20 protein-coding genes are annotated in these 23,406 nt (G+C 31.6%); 7 read left to right on the top strand and 13 right to left on the bottom strand.

The window, feature by feature from the left end:
* Nucleotides 1-16: 16 nt before the first annotated feature.
* The 5 genes from GC105_RS16765 to GC105_RS02575 form a co-directional block, all read right to left on the bottom strand.
* Complete coding sequence (locus GC105_RS16765) at nucleotides 17-169, bottom strand: hypothetical protein (RefSeq protein ID WP_193708253.1); 153 nt, start codon at nucleotides 167-169, stop codon at nucleotides 17-19.
* 117 nt (nucleotides 170-286) lie between these two features.
* Complete coding sequence (locus tag GC105_RS02590) at nucleotides 287-2,002, bottom strand: ABC transporter ATP-binding protein (protein ID WP_152801393.1); 1,716 nt, start codon at nucleotides 2,000-2,002, stop codon at nucleotides 287-289.
* A 2-nt stretch (nucleotides 2,003-2,004) separates the two neighbouring features.
* Nucleotides 2,005-2,814, bottom strand: a complete 810-nt coding sequence (gene proB, locus GC105_RS02585; RefSeq protein WP_152801391.1) for a glutamate 5-kinase — start codon at nucleotides 2,812-2,814, stop codon at nucleotides 2,005-2,007.
* A gap of 11 nt (nucleotides 2,815-2,825) precedes the next feature.
* Nucleotides 2,826-3,779 (bottom strand): dipeptidase, encoded by a 954-nt coding sequence (locus tag GC105_RS02580; RefSeq protein WP_152801389.1) that lies wholly within the window; start codon nucleotides 3,777-3,779, stop codon nucleotides 2,826-2,828.
* A 240-nt stretch (nucleotides 3,780-4,019) separates the two neighbouring features.
* Nucleotides 4,020-4,628: a zinc dependent phospholipase C family protein gene (locus tag GC105_RS02575; RefSeq protein ID WP_152801387.1), complete on the bottom strand. Its 609-nt coding sequence runs from the start codon at nucleotides 4,626-4,628 to the stop codon at nucleotides 4,020-4,022.
* 140 nt (nucleotides 4,629-4,768) lie between these two features.
* Here GC105_RS02575 and rlmD point away from each other — a divergent pair, with 140 nt between their 5' ends.
* From rlmD to GC105_RS17570, 3 genes are all read left to right on the top strand, one after another.
* Nucleotides 4,769-6,127: a 23S rRNA (uracil(1939)-C(5))-methyltransferase RlmD gene (gene rlmD, locus GC105_RS02570; RefSeq protein WP_152801385.1), complete on the top strand. Its 1,359-nt coding sequence runs from the start codon at nucleotides 4,769-4,771 to the stop codon at nucleotides 6,125-6,127.
* Nucleotides 6,128-6,467: 340 nt separating this feature from the next.
* Nucleotides 6,468-6,797 (top strand): hypothetical protein, encoded by a 330-nt coding sequence (locus tag GC105_RS02565; protein WP_152801383.1) that lies wholly within the window; start codon nucleotides 6,468-6,470, stop codon nucleotides 6,795-6,797.
* A gap of 297 nt (nucleotides 6,798-7,094) precedes the next feature.
* On the top strand, nucleotides 7,095-8,228 hold the full coding sequence (locus GC105_RS17570; protein ID WP_152801381.1) for a diguanylate cyclase domain-containing protein: 1,134 nt from the start codon (nucleotides 7,095-7,097) through the stop codon (nucleotides 8,226-8,228).
* Between the two features lie 10 nt (nucleotides 8,229-8,238).
* Here GC105_RS17570 and GC105_RS02555 read toward each other — a convergent pair whose 3' ends face one another.
* Nucleotides 8,239-8,985 carry a ZIP family metal transporter gene (locus GC105_RS02555; protein WP_152801379.1) on the bottom strand — a complete coding sequence of 249 codons (747 nt, stop codon included), beginning with the start codon at nucleotides 8,983-8,985 and terminating at the stop codon, nucleotides 8,239-8,241.
* 347 nt (nucleotides 8,986-9,332) lie between these two features.
* Between GC105_RS02555 and GC105_RS02550 the strand changes: the two genes are divergently transcribed.
* Nucleotides 9,333-10,139 (top strand): ion transporter, encoded by an 807-nt coding sequence (locus GC105_RS02550; RefSeq protein ID WP_152801377.1) that lies wholly within the window; start codon nucleotides 9,333-9,335, stop codon nucleotides 10,137-10,139.
* Between the two features lie 147 nt (nucleotides 10,140-10,286).
* Complete coding sequence (locus tag GC105_RS02545; RefSeq protein WP_193708252.1) at nucleotides 10,287-12,968, top strand: cation-translocating P-type ATPase; 2,682 nt, start codon at nucleotides 10,287-10,289, stop codon at nucleotides 12,966-12,968.
* Nucleotides 12,969-13,019: 51 nt separating this feature from the next.
* Here the strand turns inward: GC105_RS02545 and GC105_RS02540 are convergent, their stop codons facing one another.
* Nucleotides 13,020-14,495 (bottom strand): sensor domain-containing diguanylate cyclase, encoded by a 1,476-nt coding sequence (locus tag GC105_RS02540; RefSeq protein ID WP_152801375.1) that lies wholly within the window; start codon nucleotides 14,493-14,495, stop codon nucleotides 13,020-13,022.
* Between the two features lie 878 nt (nucleotides 14,496-15,373).
* Here GC105_RS02540 and GC105_RS16760 point away from each other — a divergent pair.
* Both GC105_RS16760 and GC105_RS02535 read left to right on the top strand, forming a co-directional pair.
* Nucleotides 15,374-15,544, top strand: a complete 171-nt coding sequence (locus tag GC105_RS16760; protein WP_193708251.1) for a hypothetical protein — start codon at nucleotides 15,374-15,376, stop codon at nucleotides 15,542-15,544.
* Nucleotides 15,545-15,627: 83 nt separating this feature from the next.
* Nucleotides 15,628-16,911 carry a DEAD/DEAH box helicase gene (locus GC105_RS02535; RefSeq protein WP_152801373.1) on the top strand — a complete coding sequence of 428 codons (1,284 nt, stop codon included), beginning with the start codon at nucleotides 15,628-15,630 and terminating at the stop codon, nucleotides 16,909-16,911.
* A 133-nt stretch (nucleotides 16,912-17,044) separates the two neighbouring features.
* On the opposite strand, the gene GC105_RS02530 is transcribed toward GC105_RS02535, so the two are convergent.
* The 6 genes from GC105_RS02530 to cysT form a co-directional block, all read right to left on the bottom strand.
* Nucleotides 17,045-18,838, bottom strand: a complete 1,794-nt coding sequence (locus GC105_RS02530) for a GTP-binding protein (RefSeq protein WP_152801370.1) — start codon at nucleotides 18,836-18,838, stop codon at nucleotides 17,045-17,047.
* A 1-nt stretch (nucleotide 18,839) separates the two neighbouring features.
* Nucleotides 18,840-19,721 carry a sulfate adenylyltransferase subunit CysD gene (cysD, locus tag GC105_RS02525; RefSeq protein ID WP_152801368.1) on the bottom strand — a complete coding sequence of 294 codons (882 nt, stop codon included), beginning with the start codon at nucleotides 19,719-19,721 and terminating at the stop codon, nucleotides 18,840-18,842.
* Complete coding sequence (locus tag GC105_RS02520) at nucleotides 19,718-20,476, bottom strand: phosphoadenylyl-sulfate reductase (RefSeq protein ID WP_152801366.1); 759 nt, start codon at nucleotides 20,474-20,476, stop codon at nucleotides 19,718-19,720. The genes cysD and GC105_RS02520 overlap by 4 nt, the downstream gene beginning before the upstream one ends.
* Before the next feature lie 24 nt (nucleotides 20,477-20,500).
* Nucleotides 20,501-21,553: a sulfate/molybdate ABC transporter ATP-binding protein gene (locus GC105_RS02515; protein ID WP_152801364.1), complete on the bottom strand. Its 1,053-nt coding sequence runs from the start codon at nucleotides 21,551-21,553 to the stop codon at nucleotides 20,501-20,503.
* Nucleotides 21,554-21,661: 108 nt separating this feature from the next.
* Nucleotides 21,662-22,465 (bottom strand): sulfate ABC transporter permease subunit CysW, encoded by an 804-nt coding sequence (gene cysW / locus GC105_RS02510; RefSeq protein WP_425481513.1) that lies wholly within the window; start codon nucleotides 22,463-22,465, stop codon nucleotides 21,662-21,664.
* Nucleotides 22,466-22,541: 76 nt separating this feature from the next.
* Nucleotides 22,542-23,387 carry a sulfate ABC transporter permease subunit CysT gene (cysT, locus tag GC105_RS02505; protein ID WP_152801362.1) on the bottom strand — a complete coding sequence of 282 codons (846 nt, stop codon included), beginning with the start codon at nucleotides 23,385-23,387 and terminating at the stop codon, nucleotides 22,542-22,544.
* Between the last annotated feature and the right edge of the window lie 19 nt (nucleotides 23,388-23,406).

The following is a 23,406-nucleotide window of genomic DNA, read 5'->3' as shown; positions in this document are numbered from 1 at the left end:
GGTTATAATCGTCAAATTAAACATTAAACTCTTTTGAAAATTTGTAATCTACTTTAATTAACTTACCACCGATTTTTTCTTGTTGTTTTTGATCTATAACATAAAGCATACCCATTACCATTAATGCAGCTGATACTATAGTCGTAGCAATTATTATTAAATATTTCATATCCGTCCACCTCTCACACTTCTTCTTTATATATTATATATCTTTAATTAAAATTAATGCAAGTATTTAGATCTAAACGTCATGTATTAAAACTTGATTAGATGTAAACTACCGAAATCACGTTAACTTCTGCGCATCGTATAGGGATTTATACATTCCACCTAATTCCATTAATTCTATATGGGTCCCTTGTTCTTTAATTCCTTCATCTGTTAAAACTACAATCCTATCAGCATTTTGAATAGTTGCAAGTCGATGTGCGATGATTAAAGATGTTCTACTCTTAGAAAGCCGTTCAAAAGATTTTTGTATAATCTTTTCATTCTCATTATCTAAAGCTGAAGTAGCTTCATCTAATATTAGAATAGGAGGGTTTTTAAGAAAAATCCTAGCAATAGAAATTCTCTGTTTTTGTCCACCTGATAATTTCACTCCTCGCTCCCCTGTATGAGTATCGTAACCATTTGGCAGCTTTATTATAAACTCATGAGCATTCGCCAACTTCGCCGCATTTATTATTTCTTCTTGGGTAGCAATTGTTTTTCCGTATTTTATATTTTCACTAATAGTTCCTGAAAACAGAAATACATCTTGTTGTACAATTCCAATATTATCTCGAAGGCTTCTCATTGTAATATCACGAATATCTTCATTATCTAAAAGAATACTTCCTCCAGTCACTTCATAAAATCTCGGTATTAGACTACATATAGTAGTTTTACCTGCACCTGATGGCCCTACAAAAGCTATAGTTTCTCCTGCATCAATTTTTAGGTTTATATTTTCTAATACTGTTTCATTATCACTATAATTGAAATTCACATTTTTAAATTCAATATCACCAGACAATTTACCTACACTTCTTGCATCATGTCTATCGATAATATCAGGATTTACGTCTAGGGTTTCTATAAATCTATTAAAGCCTGCTCCTGCTTTTTGATATGTTTCAATAAAATTTGCTATCCTTTTAATAGGTTCTAAAAATATAGAAATATATAATAGGAATTGTACTAATACACCAATGCTAATTTGATTATTAATCACGAATAATCCACCAAAGAAAACTACTATTAAATGCAGTAGATTTGAAAAAAAACCTATCCCGCTATAAAATTCACCCATCACTTTATAAGATTCTTCTTTTGTTACTCTATGACTATTATTACCAAGATCAAATTTTTCTTCTTCATACCATTCATTACCAAAGGATTTAACTACCCTAATTCCTGAAATACTATCCTCTATTTGTGCATTAATATCAGCTAATTTTATTCTCATTTCTCTAAATACCTTACGCATTTTTTTATTTTTAAAGATAGTAAAAACAAGCATTACAGGTACTAGTAAGAATATGATTAAAGCCAATTGCCAGTTAATTGTAAGCATTATAATAAACGTTCCTACAAGGGTAATACTAGTTATGAATATATCTTCTGGTCCATGATGTGCAAACTCAGCTATATCAAATAGATCGTTAACTAAACGTGACATTATATGTCCTGTCTTAGTATTATCAAAGTAATTAAATGATAATTTTTGTATATGATTAAATAAATCACTACGCATATCAGACTCTATTCTAACACCTAGCACGTGTCCCCAATATGTGACAATATAATTCAATATTGTTCTAATAATATATAGTCCCATTATTACAATAGCTATAGTATACAACAAGGACAAATCTCTTTGAGGTATTGCCTTATCTATTACTATTGCTACTAGAGCTGGAAATATTAGATCTAGTACAGACATAATTAACGCACATCCAAAATCTAATGAAAATAATTTCAAATGTGGTTTATAGTATTTTGAAAACCTTCTTATCAAATTTACACCTCATTCGCTTTAGCACTAATAAACGTCCCAATTTCTTTACCATCTAAAGCATCATAAATATTTTGAATATCATCTGAGCAAGTAAGTATTGTGGGAATATTTTTTTTTGAAGCAATTTTTGCAGCGTTTAGTTTTGTTATCATACCACCTGTCCCAAATTCATTCTTAGAATCTTCGGCAAGGCTTAATATTTCTTCAGAAAGTTTATCTATATGAGAAATCAGCTTTGCATTAGGATTCTTACATGGGTTTGTATCACATAGGCCTTCAACATCAGAGAGAATTAATAATAAGTCTGCTTCTACTAATCCAGCTACCATAGCTGACAAAGTGTCGTTATCCCCTATTCTATCCCCTTCGATCTCACTAGTTGAAACTGTATCATTTTCGTTTACAATTGGTATTACTCCCATTGAAAGTAACGTACTCATTGTATTAAATGCATTATTTTCCTTGATCTTACTGCAAAAAACATCTCTTGTAAGTAGAATTTGAGCAATTTTTCTATTGTATTCACCAAAAAACTTTTGATACAATTCCATAAGAATTGCTTGCCCGATTGCCGCTAATGCTTGTTTCATATTAAGTTCTTTCGGTCTTTCTATAATACCTATTCTACCCATTCCAGCGCCTACTGCGCCTGATGAAACAACTACAATTTCTTTACCGCTATTCTGCAAATCTGAAATCACTCTTACTAATTGATCCATTTTTTTAAGATTAATATTACCATTCACATAAGTAATTGAAGATGTTCCAATCTTAATAACGACTCTATTTGCTTGCATAATATTTTTACGCATTAAACTCACTCCTATTTTAAACACTCAATTATTATTCTCTCTGCATTTAGACTACATATTTTTTCAATTTCAACTGGAGAAAATCCTGACTTTTCTAGTTCAATCATTAGTTTTCCTAACTCACCAATATTGGCAATCTCAAGTTCGCCTTCTATGCCATCAAAATCGGAACCTAATGCTAATGCGTCAATTCCTGCTTTATTTCTAATATGTTTTATGTGTTTTATCATGTGATCTATTTTACTAACATTATCATTTCCTAGGAAATGAGGATGAAAATTAATTCCCATTATCCCACCTTTATCTGCTAATTCTTTCATCATATCATCTGTGATATTTCTTGGGACACACGTAATTTCTCTTGCGTTAGAGTGGGATGCAATGACAGGCGTCTTTGAATGGTTTATGCAGTCATAAAAGCCACCGTCTGACAAATGTGATACATCTATAATTATTCCTAACTCGTTCATCTTCTCAATCACTTCAAACCCAAATGGTTTTAGCCCTTTTGACATCAAATTTGTATTCATAGAGTTTGGATAACCTATACAGTTCTCATAATTCCATGTCAATGTAATTAAACGAAGACCTAGTTTGTAGAATTCATCTAGTCTTTCAATTCTATTTTCAAGAAAATCGCCTTCTTCTATAGTCAAGAATGCCGACATTTTACCTTCTTTCATATTTTCTTCATAGTCTCTATAATTATTAGCTAAACTAATATACTCCTCATTAGCTTTAATTTGAGATGAGTACACTTTATAGAACTCTTTTGTATAGTCGTAAATATTGTATTTCTTATCTTTAATTAATTCTCTATCTAAAAACAAAGCGAAAAATTGAGCAGTTACTCTACTGTTAATCATTTTTTTTATGTCAACAGAATATGAATTTTCATACAAGTTCTCATTACCTATATGAAAAATTTTTTGTACAGTATCACAATGAAAATCAATTATATTCATCTCTTCACCTCAACAGTCATATTTTATTATAATACAATAGCTATAAAATGCAAAATAAAGTGAAAATTTATTCAGTAGGGGTTGAGTCTTAGTCTGTTAATGCGTAATTAATAGCATATATACGTTATATTATACTTGGATTAGAGTACATTATGATTTTAAAAAAAGACTTCTAGGTCTAGACTAGAAATCTTCACAATTCAGATAATTTTATATTTTATTAAATTTAATTTATATTAGTTATAAAGTATACAATATCTCTACTGCTGGACTTTGAGCTTTTTCAAGTTCATATATAAAACCCACCATAACTATTGCGCTACAAAAAATAGAGTGTTCAATATCCTTATTATACTGATTTTCAAAGGTTTTAAAGTTTGCATTCTGTATATAACCAGTTTGAGTCTCACCTAAAAAATCGTAAATATCAAAATCCATGCATCGTTCAAAATTTTCATTTATTCTATGTTTCACATTATCGTCTAATTTGTAGCTATGAACAACTTCGGATAATTTATTTTCATACCTTCGATGAACCTTAAAATCATTAATAGATCTCATCTTCATATTATGTGCTAAACAGAAAGAGTCACACACATAATGGGATAGCATTCCTAATGAAAATGATATACCCCATTTATTCTTATTTTTATTTATTATATTTTCAGTTTGCATGAAATAATTATTATAGACTTGTTTAAGATTATGTATCCTTACTCTTTTTCTAATGTGAAGATCAGGATATACTGCACCTAACTCTAATGTATCTCGGTCTAGTTTAATATCAATTTGATCTTCAATAATATCTGCTGTATGATTGGCCAAGATAATATGGGATTTTAAGTTCAAAATGAAAGTCCCCTTTCCTATAAAGCTATTTTATACTATATAAAATAAAATTCAACGATTATTTTGTAAAACTGTTAATTTTTTTTTTACTTACTTATGTTATTATACTATAATACTACTATTCTTTAAAGGAGGAAATCATGGTAAAAAAAGGTGAAACCATTGATATTACAATTGACGATATAAAATTTCCAAATAAAGGAATTGCATATATAGAAAACAATAAAAAAATTATCATTAAGAATAGCATTCCTGGACAAAAGCTCCGTGTTAAAATAAAGAAGAAAAAAGGTGATAAAGTTGATGCAATACTTCTAGAAATTTTAGAAAAAGCACCTAATGAAGTTGATGGTCCATGTCCAGTATTTAAGGAATGTGGTGGTTGTTCTTATCAAAACCTAAACTATGAGGATCAACTATTACTAAAAGAGAAATTCATACTAGATATTCTTAAGGACTTTCATTTAGAAGATATATATGAAGGTGTTGAAGGTTCAAAAAAAACTTTTGAATACCGTAACAAAATGGAGTTTTCATTTGGAGATGAGTATAAAGATGGTCCTCTAACTCTTGGTCTTCATAAGAGAGGTAGTATGTATGATATAGTAAATACTAGTGTGTGCCTCTTAGTAGATAATGATTTCAGAATTATCCTAACGAGTGTTCTTAATTTTGCTAGTCATCATAATTATACTTACTATCATAAGAGAAGCCATGAAGGTTTTCTTCGACATTTGGTGGTACGAAAAGGTATAATGACTGGTGATATTCTAATCAACTTTGTTACTAGCTCTCAAGGTCAGTTACATGAAGATGATTTAGTTAATAGTATACTTAACCTTCCCTTACTAGGAAGCATTAAAGGTATTATCCATACCACAAATGAAAGTATGGCTGATATTGTCCAAAGTGACAAATCAAAATTGCTATATGGACAAGATTTCATTTACGATAAGTTATTTGATCTATCTTTCAAGATTACCCCTTACTCCTTTTTTCAAACTAATACAATTGGCGCAATGCAGTTGTACTCTACAGTAAAAGAATTTGTAGGTACAATAAGACATAATACTATTTACGATTTATACTGTGGAACAGGTACTATTGCTCAAGTATTATCCTCTAATGCGGATAAAGTTATAGGCATAGAGATAGTGGAAGAAGCTGTTGTAGCTGCAAGAGAAAATGCTAAACTAAATAAAATAGATAATTGCGAATTTTATTCGGGAGATGTACTAGATTTGTTGGACAATATTAAAGAATCTCCGGATATTATTATCTTAGACCCACCTAGAGATGGCATACATCCAAAAGCAATAAGTAAAATAATAAATTTCCAACCCAAAGCATATATCTACGTATCCTGCAAACCTACTTCTTTAGCACGAGATTTACCTTATTTTTTACAGGCTGGGTATACCGTTACAAGGTTGAAATCTGTAGATATGTTTTCACAAACTCCTCATGTGGAGACAGTTGCTCTGCTGACAATAAAATAAATGTATAAGCCCTTGAGAATTGCGTATTTTAGGTGTTCTCGAGGGCTTCCTTTTTTTTTGATTGTAAGATAAGTATAGAGAATCAGTACAGGTAGTTGATGATAAAGCTATAAGTTATTATCTATATTTAAATAATAAAGAGAAAAAACTTGAAGACACTCTATTTGATTGTAGGAATGCATTACGAGAAAAAGGAGAACAATCAGATAACCGTAATGCAGTAAGATACTTCTTTGAAATATAAAAAGCAGAAGAAAAAATAAATACCATGCTATTAAATCTCGTTTTGATTATAATGATTAAGGGCTATATAAAAAGAAATTAAAAGGAGTGTACAGATATGGATAGAGTAGTAATTACAGTACTGGCTCTTATAGCCGCAGGCGTAGTGATGTCCCTTCTTCTTTCAAGATATGTCAGAAAGAAATGGGTATGGTATATCCCAAGCGTGATTGGAGTGTTCGTCATCACTTATTATTCCTTGAAGATTCAGTTTGAAAACCTGGACGGGCATGAAGAACTTGGATATATCATCCTGATTCTGATGATGATAGCCGTTATGATAGGAAATCTTCTGACAAATGTACTCATCAACCTGAGAAGAAGAACTAAGAAAAAGAAACGGTTTGACGAAGAAAACACAGAAGAAGAGTTAAAGAAAGACGAATAAATTAGGCCGCTATAGATTTTAAAAATATATTAATCTACACATATCCTGAAGTAAACCCATTTCAGTTTTTATGTTGCCGCAAACTTAGAGTTTGGGGCTTTTTTTAATGTCACAATATAATATAATGAGCTAGAGTTATTACAGATATTTTATAATTAAAAAATTTAAGGGATATTATATTCGAAAATTAATATTAATAATCTTTATATAATATCAAAAAAATATATTATAATATTATATTTTTAGATATAATATTAAAAAAGCATGAAAGTTATAGTTAAACGAGGTGACTTATAAGTGGACAATACTAAAAAACATGATATATCTATTTTTGCTGAGTTTGTAGACAAGGATCTGGAAATAGAATTTTTAAATTATGACATGAAACGTTATGAAAAATTTATTGGACCCCTTGTTCTTATATTTGGAATTATATATATGATTTTTTTCGTATCTGATTACTTTGCTATTAAAAACTTATCTTCATTAATTATTATATTATTCATCAGGGTCCTGTTTTTAGTTATTTCTATACTTATATTTTTAAAATTAAAGGAATTTAATAATTCAAACAACTTAGTTTATATTATAACAGCTTATGAACTATTAGCTATCATCGGTTTCTTAGTGATTATTAATCATTACGATTCCCTTTCTTACTTGTTATCTATCAGTGTTATTATTATAACTTTAGCTATTTATATTACTCCAAACAAACTTATATTTTCACAAATCACATCAATTTTATTAATTTTATCTTTTTTTATATTTCACTTAAAACGTATACAATCTATTGAAACCTTTATGTTCTTAAAACTTCTTTCGTATAATCTAATTACTATTATTTACTGCAACATAGGTGCATATCTGACCAATTTCTATAAGAGGAAACAGTTTGCAGATAGCAAAGAACTTCTAAGAGTTTCTATAACCGACCCTTTAACTGATATCTATAATAGAACTAAATTTAACGAAGAACTCGATCAATGGGTTAATCATTACAAAAATGATGAGTGCACCTTATCTTTAGTTATGTTTGATATAGACGACTTTAAAAGGATTAACGATGGATATGGTCATCTTATTGGCGATAATGTTATTCAAAATATAGTGGACACAATAAAAAAAATAATTCGAAACACTGATATTTTCGCTAGATGGGGTGGTGATGAATTCGTAATACTCCTACCTCATACAGATAAACATCAGGCAATGGAAATGATGGAACGGATGAGGCTTTGTATTCAAAACTCAAAACATTACAAAGGAGAAAATATTACTTGTAGTTTTGGACTTGTGACACTAAGAAAAAATGATAATGCTGAATCTTTGTTACAAAGAGTAGATAGACTTCTTTTCGATGCTAAAGATTGTGGTAAAAATGCTATTGTGTATGAAAAAGACAGAATGATAGAACAAATACGGATTTAAGTCTCTTTATCTAAAGAAAAACAAATCCCAACAAAAGGCCTGCTATAATCCCTGCATTACCATGGTGACTACTCATTGAATTTGCTTGAGGAATAAGCTCATCATTAACTATATAAATCATTGCTCCAGCAGCAAAAGCTAAAGAGCCTCCTATAAACACAGGAGATATGCTAAAGAATACTAAGCCTACTGCTGCTCCAATAGGCGTCATTAAACCAGCTATAAGTGTAAATAAAAATATTTTCTTAGGTGGTAACCCTCCAGCCATTAGTGGCCCGGCCATAGCTAAACCTTCTGGGATATTATGTACTGCAATAGCAATGGCAATAAATAATCCTGCCTCTGGACTAGCTTCTAAACCTGCACCAATAGCCAAACCCTCAGGAAGATTATGAAGTCCAATTCCAAAGAGAATTAAGTATCCAGTTCTTAACAATGGATTACGGACAGCCTTGATTTTCTCAGGGTTCTCTACTACAAGGTTATCATGAGCTGATAGATGTGAATGAGGTATAATTTTATCTAATAAAGACATCATTAAACATCCCAGGATAAATCCTATAACAGCGCTAGTCATAGATCCTAAAAATACTGCTTCCGGCATAAGTTCAAACACTGAAATTGCAAGCATTATTCCTCCCGCAAAACCTAGTAAAGTAGCCAACATTTTTTCACTTGGTTTCCCAAAAACAATCAATAAAATTACACCTAATGAAGTAGAAATTCCTGCAAAAAAACTATATATCAAACTACTCATTTTATTTTCCTCCAATATCTACAATGTTCTATAATAAGCATACTTACCCTATTTCCTATTGCTAAATCACTCTATTCAATTTATTATATACAAATTTTTATTGTCCTACTATGAAATATTATAACTCAAAATTATTACTCTCTACTGTTAAATCTATTGCTGTATTAACTCTAAAAAGTTAAGTATTATTATACAATATAAATAGTTTACTTGTTTCGTCAATATGAGCATCATGGAAATCAATTCTTCTTCCTGCCTTTGACTAATTCGAGTATTTATAATAGAATTAAAATTGTATGTAATGCTATAACGTTGCAAATATAGAAAGCAAGGTGAGCCGCTAAACAATGAACTACAAAAGAATAAAAGATATAATTCGTAATATTATATTTGGAACTGAAACTCCAGCAGGAAAAGCCTTTGATATTGTATTAATACTTATAATTGTCGCAAATAGTATTGTAATTATTGCTGAAAGTGTAGATATCATTAGATTTTCTTATGGAACATTGTTAACAATATTAGGTTGGTTCTTTGTAATAATCTTCACTATAGAGTATATACTAAGACTTTTAGTTGTTAAAAAGAGATTTACTTATCTCTTTAGTTTTTTTGGAATTATTGATTTGTTAGCTATTATACCAACATATTTAGCTTTTGTATTACCTCAAATGCGTTTCCTCGTAGTTATACGAGTTTTTAGATTACTTAGATTATTCAGCATTTTAAAAATGGGGCGCTATATTGATGAATCCAGTCAATTACTTCGTGCACTTAAAGCTAGTAAAGCCAAAATTAGCGTCTTTCTCTTTACAATACTATTTATAGTCATTATTGTTGGCTCAATGATGTATATTATTGAAGGGCCTGAAAATGGTTTTGATAATATCCCAGAATCTATGTATTGGGCTATTGTCACGATTTCCACAGTAGGCTATGGAGATATTTCTCCTCAAACTCCTTTAGGTAAAATACTCTCCAGCTTACTAATGATTATTGCATATGGAATTATAGCTGTACCTACTGGCATTATTACTAGTGAACTAGCCCATACATCAAAAAATCCACTGCCGACAAAATTTTGTAATAAATGCAATTCAAAATATTCTGGTGATAATCATTTTTGTTCTAAATGTGGCGCTAGCCTTAATTAATATTTTGTTTTACAATTGAATAAGTTGCTTAAATATCTCATTTTACGTGTATCATATATACATATTTTTATTAATCAATAAATATCAAATTAAATATTTTAAATAAAATTTATCTATGTAAATAATTAATCTAAAAAGGAGAATTCTATGAACAGCAAAATCAAAAACCCTTATACCATGTCAATTGACGAAATCGTTAGACATACTAATTCTAATCTAGACTCAGGCTTAAGTTCAGAAGAAGCTCAAAAAAGATTAAGTGAGTTTGGCGCTAATATTATAGAATCAGGTGAAAAGATTTCTGTATTGAAAATTTTATTTGATAATATAAATAATATAATTGTATATCTTCTTATTTTAGCTTCTGTTGTTTCCTTTCTAATGGGAGACCCTATTGAGGGTTTTGCAATAATCGTAGCAGTAGTTATAGCTGTGTTATCAGGCTTTATTTCAGAATATAAAGCTCAAAAATCTGTAGAATCACTTCAGAATATGATAAAAACAGTATCTAAAGTAAAAAGAGATTCTGAAATTATTGAAATTGAATCTTCAAAACTTGTATTTGGCGATTTAATATTTATAGAAACAGGCGATTCTATAACAGCAGATGCAAGAATTATTGAAAGTAAAAACTTTGCATCTATTGAGTCAGCTTTAACTGGTGAAGCTGAAGCCGTTGAAAAAGAACACGATTTTTTGGCAGAAGACGACACTACTATCGGAGATAGAAAAAACATGGTTTATACAGGAACTGCTGCCACTCGTGGTAATGCTTATGCAATAATAACTGCAACAGGCATGGATACAGAAATTGGTAAAATAAGTGATATGCTCAATAACAATGAAAAGAGTTCTACTCCCCTTGAAATACAATTAGATCGCCTTGGAAAAGCTCTTATAATTTTCGCTGCATTTGTAGCTTTAGTAGTTTCCATCGTAGGAATATTATCTGGAGATGAAATCTACTCAGTTATTAAGATAGGGGTTATTTTAGCTATTGCTGCTATTCCAGAAGCTTTACCTGCTGTATCTACTATTACCCTTGCAGTAGGTATGAAAACTATGTCAACTCATAACGCGTTGGTTAAAAGCCTGTCAGCTGTTGAAACACTAGGCTCGACAACGGTAATCTGCACAGATAAGACAGGTACATTAACAGAGAACCAAATGACAGTTAAAGTTGTTTATACTTCTGATAAAAAACAATACGAAATAGAAGGTTTGGGATATGTTCCTAAGGGAGATATCTCTGAGGATGGTAATGTCATTGAGCCTAAATCAGAATCAAGCTTAAACTCCTTAATTATCGCGGGAGTACTTTGTAGCAATGCTACCATTGTAAATGAAAATAATGAATATCGTGTCATTGGTGATCCTACTGAAGGTGGATTAATAGTACTAGGAAAAAAAGCTTCTATAGAAAAATCTATACTTGAAAAAAATGGATATAAAAGAATCGGAGAAATTCCATTTAGTTCTAAAGAGAAATTCATGGCTACCGCTTACATGCATGAAGACGGAACTAAAACAATGTATCTTAAAGGTGCACCTGATGTTCTTATAGACTTGGCAAACTTTGACAACGATAAAATTAAAGAATTAACAGGTGTAAACGAAAGTTTTGCTGAAAAAGGGATGAGAGTTTTAGCTATTGCGGAGATAAAAGGGTACGATGGAAATGGTTCTGAAGAATCTATGCGTATCCATATGACAAAAGGTATAGACTTACTTGGTTTTACAGGAATTATTGATCCTCCTAGAGAAGATGTTAAACAAGCTATTAAAGAAACACAAGATGCTGGTATAAGAGTAATTATGATTACTGGAGACCATCCTAAAACAGCTAGAATAATTGCAGACAAAGTCGGTATATCAAATGCTACTAAAGTAATAACAGGCAAAGAAATGGATAATATGTCTGTAGATCAATTGGCAAAAGAAATCATGACTACTTCAATTTTTGCTAGAGTCTCACCTGAAAATAAACTTCAGATTGTAAAAGCTTTAAACATAGATAACCAAGTAACTGCAATGACGGGAGATGGTGTCAATGATGCCCCTGCTTTAAATGGAGCTGATATTGGTATTGCAATGGGAATAAGAGGTACTGAAGTAGCTAAAGATGCCTCTGACATGATTCTCACCGATGATAAATTCTCAACTATCGTCGATGCAGTAAAAGAAGGTAGAGTTATCTTTGAAAATATAGAAAAATTTGTATATTTTTTATTTTCTTGTAATGTAGTTGAAATCTTAGCAGTACTTTTAACCATTATATTTAGGTTACCAATGCCGATTTTAGCTCTTCAGATTCTTTGGTTAAACTTGGTAGTAGATATACTGCCAGCAATGTCTCTAGCTTGGGAACCTGGAGAATCAGATATTATGCAGAGAAAACCTCGAGATCCGAAAGCTTCTATAGTAAATAAAAAATTTCTATTAAAAATAGCTGGAAACGGAATATTAATAAGTCTTGGCTCATTAGCAGTCTTTGTTTATGGTATCTCTCAAGGTTATTCAATTGAAATATGTAGAACCATGACTTTCTCTACTATGGCTTTTGGACAACTTTTTCATATATTTAATGTTAGACATAAAAATAGCTTTGGTATAGATAAAAGTCTACTTAGAAATCCATATTTAATAGGAGCATTAGTAAGTTCTGTTTTGCTTCAGCTAATAGTAGTGTATGTTCCATTTTTCAATACAGTTATAGGAACGATGCCCCTGGATTCATATAAATGGTTTATTATTGTATTAGGGTCACTAATCCCTACCGTGTTAGTTCAATCCTATAGACTTATACCAACTAAGGCTAAGACTCAATAACTCTGTAAATACAACAAAGCTGCTATACTTATTAAAGTTATAGCAGCTTTATTATACTTCACTTAATACTACTTTATTTCTATTTGAATCCTTAGCTATATATAGTGCACTATCAACTCTATTTATCCAACAATCTAAACTTTCAAATTCTACTAATTCTGCAACTCCAATGCTTACAGTCATTGAACCTATAATACTAAATTTATGTTCTGCCACGGATTTTCTAAGTCTCTCTGCATATTGCATAGCATCATGTGCATTCATATGAGGAGCTAAAACTAGGAATTCTTCTCCACCCCAACGAGTTAATATATCACTACTGCGAATCTGATTTTTTATTAGATTTGCAAATTCAATAAGAACATCATCACCTACCTTATGACCGAAGTTATCGTTAATATGTTTAAAATAATCAATATCAAGCAGCAAGAGCGCTATTTTACTTTGTTGGCTATTAATCATATCTATTTGAGCATTGACATTATTTAAAAGATACCTTCTATTCCATACATTAGTTAACTGATCTAAGTAAGCAGACTTTTCTAATTCATCATTAACTTCTTTGAGCATTTCTCCTGTCTTTTTATGTTTATCTAGCTCATCGTTTAAAGTGATTCTAAGTTGTAGATTCTTAATTATTGTACTTAATTGTGTACATACTGATGCGACTAGTTCTTTATTCTTTACATTGATAAACTGACTGTCTTTGTTAAGTATACTAATTCCACCATAAAACTTTTTATTGACGAAAATAGGAGAAAATGTGGAGTTTAAATAATCACTATTAATTAAAAGCGCTAATTCCTCCTCTGTAATAAATTCATTATAATTAAAACTGTATGAATAATCTATATTCGATTTCCTAATAAACTCTTTAGGTAAAGTTTTTAGTTTACTTTTTATTTCTTTCTCTAAACCTATGCTATCATACAAAATTAATTCATTGCGACAATCATTATATAAATGAAATACGATACCACTACCCTTAAATTCTTTTTGCAGTAGCCCGATAGTTTGATTTAATAAACTCTGAATATCTAATTCTTCTATATTAGTCTCACTGAACTCGTATATTTGATTTAAAAGTGATAAATGGATGTAAGCGTTATTTATTTCATTTTCAAGTTTAATTCGCTCTGTAATATCCCTTACTATAGCTAATCCCATATCTTGTTCTCCTAATTCGATACTAGCAGATACTATTTCTACGGGAATTAAATGTCCATCTGAATGCTTATGGTATGTGGTAAAATGAGTTATTTCTCCCTCTTTAATATCATTTTGTAATTGTTTATAATTTTCTATCTCTTTATACTCTTCTGAGCCGTCAATTTCACCTACCGTCATTGCCATCAAATCACTTTTACTGTACCCTAATGTTTTACAGGCTGAACTATTAACATACATGATTTGTCTATTTTTATCTACCCAAAAAACTCCATCAGGTATATTTTCTAAACTTTTCATTGCTATAATAAGTTTTCTGCTTTTTCTTAATCTATAGCTTTTAATAAGTTTATTAAACAAATAACTTCCCCCTATTTTCTCGTGCAAGCACGCAAAATGATATGAATTCTGCGAGCCAATCTGCTGCAGATTTCACCTCAACAGCTTCGCTGTGACCGTCGTTGGCACTTGCTCATAGAATTCATTTCCTTTTCTCGTGCAAGCACGGAAAATAACTTGAATTCTGCGAGCCAATCTGCTGCAGACTTCACCTCAACAGCTTCGCTGTTTTGGTCGTTGGCACTTGCTCATAGAATTCATTTCCTTTTCTCGTGCAAGCACGGAAAATGACTTGAATTCTGCGAGCCAATCTGCTGCAGACTTCACCTCAACAGCTTCGCTGTTTTGGTCGTTGGCACTTGCTCATAGAATTCATTTCCTTTTCTCGTGCAAGCACGGAAAATGACTTGAATTCTGCGAGCCAATCTGCTGTTTCGCATATTATATCATACATAATAATAAATTAGTGTAAATTTGTAATTTCTTTGTAGCTATAACCATTGCTATTTTTCTCAAGATTATCTTGCAATTTTATTATTAAACACATAGATTAAGAAATTATATAATTACTTATATACATATCTGGTTTATTAAGTTATACTTTTAAATGAAATGCATATTCTCTATTGTAAAATTCTGTATCTTCGAAAAACTTAAGATCTCAGATATCAGCCTTGGAAAACATCTTTATATAAGCATATCATCTATAAACACTCATGTAAAAATAGAATTGTTTGGTAAAATTTTTGTCTATATATTATTTTATATAGGTATAAGTACATTTAACGAGTAGTTATATTAGTTAATCAAACAACAAATTTATAAAATATTCGCAATAAATTATGCAAACAATAAAAAATATGTAATTATCATATAGGAAGGTAAAGGAGTTCAAACATATGTCTACTGAAAATATTAAACGAATGAAAATATTAATTGAAGAAAAAAAGAAACAAAATAGTAAGAGGGTCAATACTAATACAAAGCCTACTGCAAACATTAAAAATTCAAGTGGAGGATCTAAAAAAGCCTATAAGAACACTAAAACTGGCGGTTGTTTTGATAAATAAAGTGAAAACGCAGGATAATCTTATATATTTTAAAATTTTCTACTCTATATGTAAATATTGTTTAACTAAAAGGAGAAATTATATTGTTATTTGAAAACTTAAATTTAATTAAGCCTATTGAAAAGGCCTTAAAGAACGAAGGTTATACAACATCAACACCAATACAAGCTAAAGCTATTCCACCTTTACTAGAAGGAATGGATTTACTTGGATGTGCTCAAACAGGCACAGGTAAAACTGCTGCTTTTGCAATACCTATACTACAAGGTCTATCAAATGATCAAATCAATACAAAAGGACCAAGACAAATAAAAGCATTAGTATTAGCCCCTACTAGGGAGTTAGCAATTCAAATCCACGATAGTTTTTGTGCTTACGGAAAATATTTAGGTCTTAAAACTACAGTTATCTATGGTGGTGTATCACAGCATCCCCAGACTAACGCTTTATTAAAAGGAGTGGATATTTTAGTAGCTACACCTGGAAGACTCTTAGATTTAATAAATCAAAAGTTTATCCGTTTAAATAGTATAAAGTATTTCGTACTTGATGAGGCAGATCTTATGCTTGATATGGGAATGATTAACGATGTAAGAAAAATCATTAAGTATATTCCTTATGATAGGCAAACAATGTTTTTTTCAGCTACTATGCCTAACGAAATTGCAAAACTTGCAGACTCTATACTAAAAAATCCAATAAAAGTACAAATCACACCTGTTGCTTCTACAGTTAATTTAATAAAACAAACAGTATATTATGTTAATAAAAAAAATAAAACCCAATTACTTATACACTTACTAAAGAATAAATCTATCGTCTCTGCCTTGGTATTTTCTAGGACAAAACATGGAGCAGATAGAATAGTTAAGTCTTTAGAAAAAGCAGGCCTACAATCTCAAGCAATTCATGGAAATAAGTCTCAAAATGCGAGACAACTGGCCCTTAATAATTTTAAAGAGAGAAAAACCAGAATATTAGTAGCAACAGATATAGCTGCCCGTGGAATAGATGTCGAGGAGTTATCTCATGTGTTTAATTTCGATTTACCAGAAGTTCCAGAAACCTATGTACATAGGATAGGTCGTACTGGAAGAGCAGGTCTTGGAGGAATTGCTATTTCATTTTGTGATCAAGAAGAAAAACCTTTGCTCAAAGGTATTGAAAAGTTAATAGCTAAATCCATAACCCTAGTTGAAGATCACCCTTATCCATTAATAGAGACAGCGTCTGAAATAAAAACAGTAAATTCACGAAAACATGCACCGCTCAAAGCTACCTCACGCTATGAGGATAGAAAGGGCAAAGCAAAGAGTTCCTATAAAGGTAGCACGCGAAAAAGCGATAAAGCTAAATATTCTCGTTAAAACAATAAACTCATTATAAAAAGATGGGTCAATTTACAAATCGACCCATCTTTTTATCCCATACTACGGGCACTAAGATTTCTGAGAAAAATCCCTGCAAAATAAAGTTTCACTTTATTCTCTAAAATTATGTTTACAGGTAATACTCAAGGATAATATCCTGATTCTTTAGAATATCACATACTCTGTCAACTGAACCCTCTATAGGTATGCACGCATCTGGCTTAAAACTGTCAAAAGGTGATTCCCCTATATTAATAACTAAAATATCATGCGGTTGGTTTAATAATTTTAATTTTTCTGCCTCATAATCATCTAAATTAAATACTGTGGTAATAAAAATTTGTCCTGAATCTGTCATAATTCTAGCTAATTCTCCAATATGTCTTATCTGTTCATCCCTACCTCTATAGTCTAATACTATATCTGAAGCTATACTCTGTAGAATACTTCCTACACCAAGATAATAAGCATTATAGTTCATCTTAAATAATTTTTCTTCTAACTCTTTAGCTACGTCTTGAATTCTACTTTCATTACCTTCATTTCCTGAGGTAATAACGATAAACTTAGATTTATGTCCATAAGCTGTATTTCTCTGTGCTGAAGTGATAGTACCCTTCTCCCATTGAAATTCTCTATCTTCAATATAATTAATTAAGGTATTCTCATTATCAACACTATGTTGTATTATTCCTCCTCCTGATATTTCATAATTATCTACAATAACAAATCTACCTGTCATATCAATATCTGAAATAGAATCAAAAGCTAGAGGTTTTACTGTTTCCAAAATACATTCTGCAACATCATGCCTTTCAACTTGATCCTTAAATGTATCTATTTGAAGTTCTGCTGCATCTATTATACTTGATATCTCTAAGAGTTTAACTCCAATTTTCATATTTCCAATTTTCAATTTATAATTTTTATTCTTTACAAAAGGTGCTTTACCAACCCAAAATATATTTACCTTAAAGCAAGAGCTAAGAGATGGCTGTTTCTCATCTGCTTTAACCATTAATTCACCTGGTTGTATGTAAATTTGAGTGCTAAGTGTTACCCCTGTTGCTTCATCAGCATAAGCAGTATCTCTGTGCTTTACATTAAAGCCTTCAATACTTTTTATAGTACTTTTCTTTTTTGAAGGTAAAAAGATCACTTTATCCCCTGTACGAATAGTCCCACTTAAAATAGTACCAGCTACAATTCGTCTATCGTCACCTTCTCCAGTAAATTTGTAGATATCTTGTACTGGCATACGCAGTGGTAGCTCACTATTTTCTTTCTTATTTTCGAATACATCCAACTGTTCTAACACTGTAGGTCCATCATACCATTTAGCACGAGAAGATTTTTCGGCTACATTATCCCCATCAAAAGCACTCATAGGTATAAACTCTACTGGATTAATATTTATCTTATTTAAAAATCGCGTAAATTCAGTACGTATGTTATTATAAACATTCTCATCAAAATCCACTAAATCCATTTTATTAACTAGTACAACTACTTGCTTAATCCCTAACATAGCGACTATATGACCATGCCTCTTTGAATTTTCTGCTATACCTTCTTTCGCATCTATTACGAGAAGCGCAGCCTCTGCCCTTGATGCTCCAGTGACCATATTTTTTAGAAATTCTATATGCCCTGGAGCATCAATAATAATATAATCTCTACTTTCTGTTTTGAAAAAGCACCTTGCTGTATCAATAGTGATCCCTTGAGCCTGTTCATCTTTCAATGCATCTAATAAAAAAGCATATTCAAAAGGTCGAGAATTCTTTTTGCAGTATTCCTTTACAGATTCAAGTTTACCCTCTGGGAGAGAACCTGTATCTGCTAACAATCTACCAATTACAGTACTTTTACCATGATCTACGTGTCCAACTATTACAATATTCATCTGTTCTCTAGTATTCATATTACATGTACCCATCCCTTCTTAGCGTTTCAAGACCTCCACCATCATCTTTATCTTGAGCCCGACCAGATCTTTCTGCAATATTTGCAAATTTACCACTTTTTAATTCTTCAATAATTTCACTTACATTTGTAGCTGTTGATTCAACTGGTGTAGTACATGGATAACATCCTAATGAACGATATCGTTTGCCACTTCCTCTATCAAAATATAGTGAAGTAATAGGTATATTTTCTCTCTCAATATACTCCCATATATTCAGTTCAGTCCAGTCAAGAAGTGGGTGTATACGAACATGGGTACCTGGCGCAAAATCTGTTTTATACTGATTCCAGAATTCTGGCGGCTGATCACCTACATCCCAGTCATTTTCTTTGTCTCTAGGTGAAAAATATCTTTCTTTTGATCTACTACCTTCTTCATCTGCTCTTACACCTACTATAACGCCTGTATACCTGTCTCTATTTATATCAGGTATATATTTTCCTGTTGTAAGATCCATAATATATCGATCCCATTCTCCTGATAACGTGTTTTTCAATGCTTCAGATTTTAAAGCTTTACAGCAACTGATACGATCTATCTTTCCATCAGGAAAAGTGTTTTTTTCTAGTATTGCCTTGCTATTTTCACCGTAAATCATCGTTAATTTCCATTTAAACGCTAGATCGTCTCTATATTGAATCATCTCTGGTATCTTAAAATGAGTGTCCACGTGTACTAGAGGTATTGGCACATGGCCAAAAAATGCTTTCCTCGCTAGCCATAAAAGAACTGTACTGTCTTTACCAATTGACCATAACATACAAATACTCTTAAATTCCCTATACGCTTCTCTAAGTATATGAACACTTTGTGCCTCTAATTTATCTAAATGATTCATTTTATTTCCCCCTTAGTATCTGTATAAATCATCTCTGTTTCTAAATCCGTATCCCAATGTAATCCACATTCTTTCTTATCAGCATCCTCCCACCACCATCTACCACTACGAAGGTCATCACCTTTATTTATGGATCTTGTACATGGCTGGCAGCCAATACTTGCAAAACCATCGTGATACAATTCACTATAAGGCACATTCTCTCTTTTTATATAATTCCAAAGATCTTTTTCATTCCAGTATGCAATAGGATTTATCTTATAAATAGAATGTGTTTTATCCCACTCAAAAATTTCTACATCTTGACGAGTAAGAGATTGCTCTTTTCTCAAACCACAAATCCATGCATCTACAGTAGTTAGTACTCTTCGTAATGGGCGAACTTTTCTTATTTCACAGCAATTTTTTCTCAACTCTACACTTTCGTAAAAAGAATTTGGCCCATAGTCTGCAACCATCTTTTCTAGTTCTTCACTTTGTGGTACATACAATTCATAGTTGAAGTTATATCTCTTCATAGTCTCATCCATAAGATCGTAAGTTTTTTGAAAGTGCCTACCTGTATCAATAAAGAAAATTCTTGCTTTAGGGTTAACTTTCAATAATATATCTGTAAGAACCTGATCTTCTATAGAAAGACTTGAGGCCAGTGTAATTTTTGAAACACCTATTCTCTCAACCATATATTTTATAATCTCTTTAGGTTCCTTGTGTACGTATTCTGCGTTTAGTTTATCTAGATTAAATCCTTCCATTTTACCTTCCCCTTTATAGTAGCATTAGATTACATAATCTTCTGGTACAAACACTTTAAAATCTTTAGGTCTCATATATACAATTTGCTTTGATTTAAATTCAAGTTCCTTATAAACTTCCTTGGCTATTTCGGCTTCGATATAATCTCCATTATCTAATCTTTTAAGTTCTATATTTACTATTGGCCCAATAGCCCTAATAAACACAATCTCAGCAGAAATATATCCTTCCCCTTGCTCTTCTAGTTTTATTTCTATATCATGAGGACGACTATACCTTACTTCATCTGTATTTATTTGATAATCATTAGCCCCTACCTCTACTACTCCTTCATGTAATCTTCCATGAAATAAATTTACATTCCCAAGAAAGTTATAAACAAAGGGATTCGCAGGATTATCATATACTTCTTCAGGTGTACCGATTTGCTCTATTTTTCCTTTGTTCAAAATCACAACTCTATCAGCCACATCAAGAGCTTCTTCTTGATCATGTGTCACAAAAACACTTGTAATAGGGTATTCATTATGTAGATTTCGTAGCCACCTACGAAGATCTTTCCTAACCTTTGCATCTAAAGCTCCAAATGGCTCATCTAATAACAAAACCTTAGGCTCTACAGCTAAAGCCCTTGCAAGAGCTATTCTCTGTCTTTGACCGCCTGAAAGCTGTGCTGGATATCTATTAGCTAACTCTTCCATCTTCACCAACCCTAGTAATTCATAAACTTTTTTATTAATAGCATCTTTACTAGGGCGTAACTTAGAAGGTCTTACTTTTAAACCAAAAGCTATGTTTTCAAAAACAGTCATGTGTTTAAAAAGCGCATAATGTTGAAATACAAAGCCAACCTTTCTATCTTGAGTATTTCTTCCTGTATTGTCTTCACCATTTAAAACAATACTTCCACCATCAGAAGTTTCAAGTCCAGCAATGATTCTCAAAAGAGTGGTTTTACCTGAACCTGACGGACCCAATAGAGCAATTAATTCTCCAGTTTTTATGTTTAAATCAATACCACCAAGAGCCTCATAGGAATCAAATGATTTTGTAATATTTATTATATCGATGCTCATAACTTGCTCCCCCCTCATTTTTATAAACTACAAAAATACACTACACCTCTGTTGTGAATCGTCATATCATCGCAAGCAGATATTTGGCTCCTTATCTACACAATTAAACTAGATCTTTTGCTGCTTTATTTTCCAATCAGAAATATTTTTAATAATTATATTTATAAATGCTATGCCAGTTAAAAGTGTTGCTACTGCAAATGAAGCAGAAAATTGATACTCATTGTATAGTATCTCCACATGCAGAGGTATTGTATTTGTAAGCCCTCTTATATGGCCTGATACAACTGACACTGCACCGAATTCTCCAGCAGCCCGTGCGGCAGTGAGCATTACTCCGTATAATAAAGCCCATTTTATATTTGGAAAAGTTATAAGGCAAAACGTTTTAAAACCACTTGCACCTAGGGTAAGAGCAGCTTCTTCTTCTGTAGTCCCTTGTGCTTCCATTAAGGGAATAATTTCTCTTGCTACAAAAGGGAGTGTTCCAAATAGTGTCACTAGTATAATAGCTGCTCTTGTGAAAATTATACTTATACCCCATTCATTTAGTAATGGAGCAAAAATTCCATGAGTAGTACTAAATAATAGGACAAATATTAGTCCTGAAACAACTGGTGAAATTGCGAAAGGTAAATCAATGATTGTTATTAAAAAACTTTTACCTTTAAATTTAAACTTTGCTATAGACCATGCTGCCACTAATCCAAAAATAGTATTTATCGGCACTACAATTGCCATTGTAATAAATGTAAGTTTTATAGCCTCTAAAGCCATAGGCTCACTTATTGCAGCAAAGTACACCATAGCACCTTGCTCAAATGCTTTTATAAATACTAGAAAAAGAGGTATCAATAGCATTAGCGTAAAAAACAATAATGCTATTCCAATAAGTATGATTTGAACAGCTATTGGATCTTGTTTAACATTATTTCGATTAGTGCCTCTAACACAAGGGATATACTTAGCCACTTTATCACTCCTATCATCACTTATGTCTATTGCTTACCCACCATTGGAAAAAATTTATAACTAGTAACATTAAAAACGATATTACAAGCATCATTGCTGCAATTGCAGTAGCACCTGCGTAATCATACTGCTCTAACTGGGTTTTAATTAAGAGTGGAACAATCTCTGTTTTTAGTGGCATATTTCCCGATATAAAAACAACTGAACCATATTCGCCTATAGCTCTAGCAAAAGCAAGGGCAAAACCAGTAATCAATGCAGGTAGTAGTTCAGGAAAAATAATCTTTCTAAATACTTGCAACCTTGTTGCTCCAAGACACATAGCTGCTTCTTCAACTTCAAAATCTATGCTTTGTAACACAGGTTGAACTGTTCTAACTACAAAGGGGAAACTAATAAATATTAGTGCAATAGTAATTCCCAAAGGTGTATAAGACATTCTTAATCCAAGGGGAGCTAATAGCTGGCCTATCCACCCATTTGGAGCGTAAAGTGTTGTAAGCGCGATACCAGCTACTGCAGTTGGTAATGCAAAAGGCAAGTCAATTAATCCATCTACTATTTTTTTTCCAGGGAATGTATATCTTTCAATAACCCATGCAATAAGAAGTCCAAAAAATACATTTACTATTGCTGCTATTGCTGAAGTACCAAAAGATACATTTAATGCAGACAATACTCTTTGGCTAGTTGCTAACTCCCAAAAATTCACCCACCCTATACCAGAGCTATTTACAAAAACCATTGAAACAGGAATTAGAATTATCAATGTTACGTAAGATAAGGTAAATCCCATGGTAATATTAAACCCAGGTATAACACTATGCTCTTTTAGTTTAAATGGCTTAACTGTTGAATTCATTAATTTGCCTCCTAAATTG

It is taken from the genome of Alkalibaculum sporogenes, from assembly GCF_009362815.1.
In the GTDB taxonomy this organism is placed as follows: Bacteria; Bacillota; Clostridia; order Eubacteriales; family Alkalibacteraceae; genus Alkalibaculum_A; species Alkalibaculum_A sporogenes.
Note: the sequence above shows the minus strand (reverse complement) of the source record. Positions and strands in the feature narration are given on the sequence as shown.

Coding starts and splice junctions, on each gene's coding strand:
- GC105_RS02515 (WP_152801364.1), bottom strand. CDS start 21,553: ATGAGCATCGATATAATAAATATTACAAAATCATTTGATTCCTATGAG.
- proB (WP_152801391.1), bottom strand. CDS start 2,814: ATGCGTAAAAATATTATGCAAGCAAATAGAGTCGTTATTAAGATTGGA.
- GC105_RS02555 (WP_152801379.1), bottom strand. CDS start 8,985: ATGAGTAGTTTGATATATAGTTTTTTTGCAGGAATTTCTACTTCATTA.
- GC105_RS02530 (WP_152801370.1), bottom strand. CDS start 18,838: ATGAATACTAGAGAACAGATGAATATTGTAATAGTTGGACACGTAGAT.
- GC105_RS02580 (WP_152801389.1), bottom strand. CDS start 3,779: ATGAATATAATTGATTTTCATTGTGATACTGTACAAAAAATTTTTCAT.
- cysT (WP_152801362.1), bottom strand. CDS start 23,387: ATGAATTCAACAGTTAAGCCATTTAAACTAAAAGAGCATAGTGTTATA.
- GC105_RS02565 (WP_152801383.1), top strand. CDS start 6,468: ATGGATAGAGTAGTAATTACAGTACTGGCTCTTATAGCCGCAGGCGTA.
- rlmD (WP_152801385.1), top strand. CDS start 4,769: ATGGTAAAAAAAGGTGAAACCATTGATATTACAATTGACGATATAAAA.
- GC105_RS02550 (WP_152801377.1), top strand. CDS start 9,333: ATGAACTACAAAAGAATAAAAGATATAATTCGTAATATTATATTTGGA.
- GC105_RS02545 (WP_193708252.1), top strand. CDS start 10,287: ATGAACAGCAAAATCAAAAACCCTTATACCATGTCAATTGACGAAATC.
- cysD (WP_152801368.1), bottom strand. CDS start 19,721: ATGAATCATTTAGATAAATTAGAGGCACAAAGTGTTCATATACTTAGA.
- GC105_RS02520 (WP_152801366.1), bottom strand. CDS start 20,476: ATGGAAGGATTTAATCTAGATAAACTAAACGCAGAATACGTACACAAG.
- GC105_RS16760 (WP_193708251.1), top strand. CDS start 15,374: ATGTCTACTGAAAATATTAAACGAATGAAAATATTAATTGAAGAAAAA.
- GC105_RS16765 (WP_193708253.1), bottom strand. CDS start 169: ATGAAATATTTAATAATAATTGCTACGACTATAGTATCAGCTGCATTA.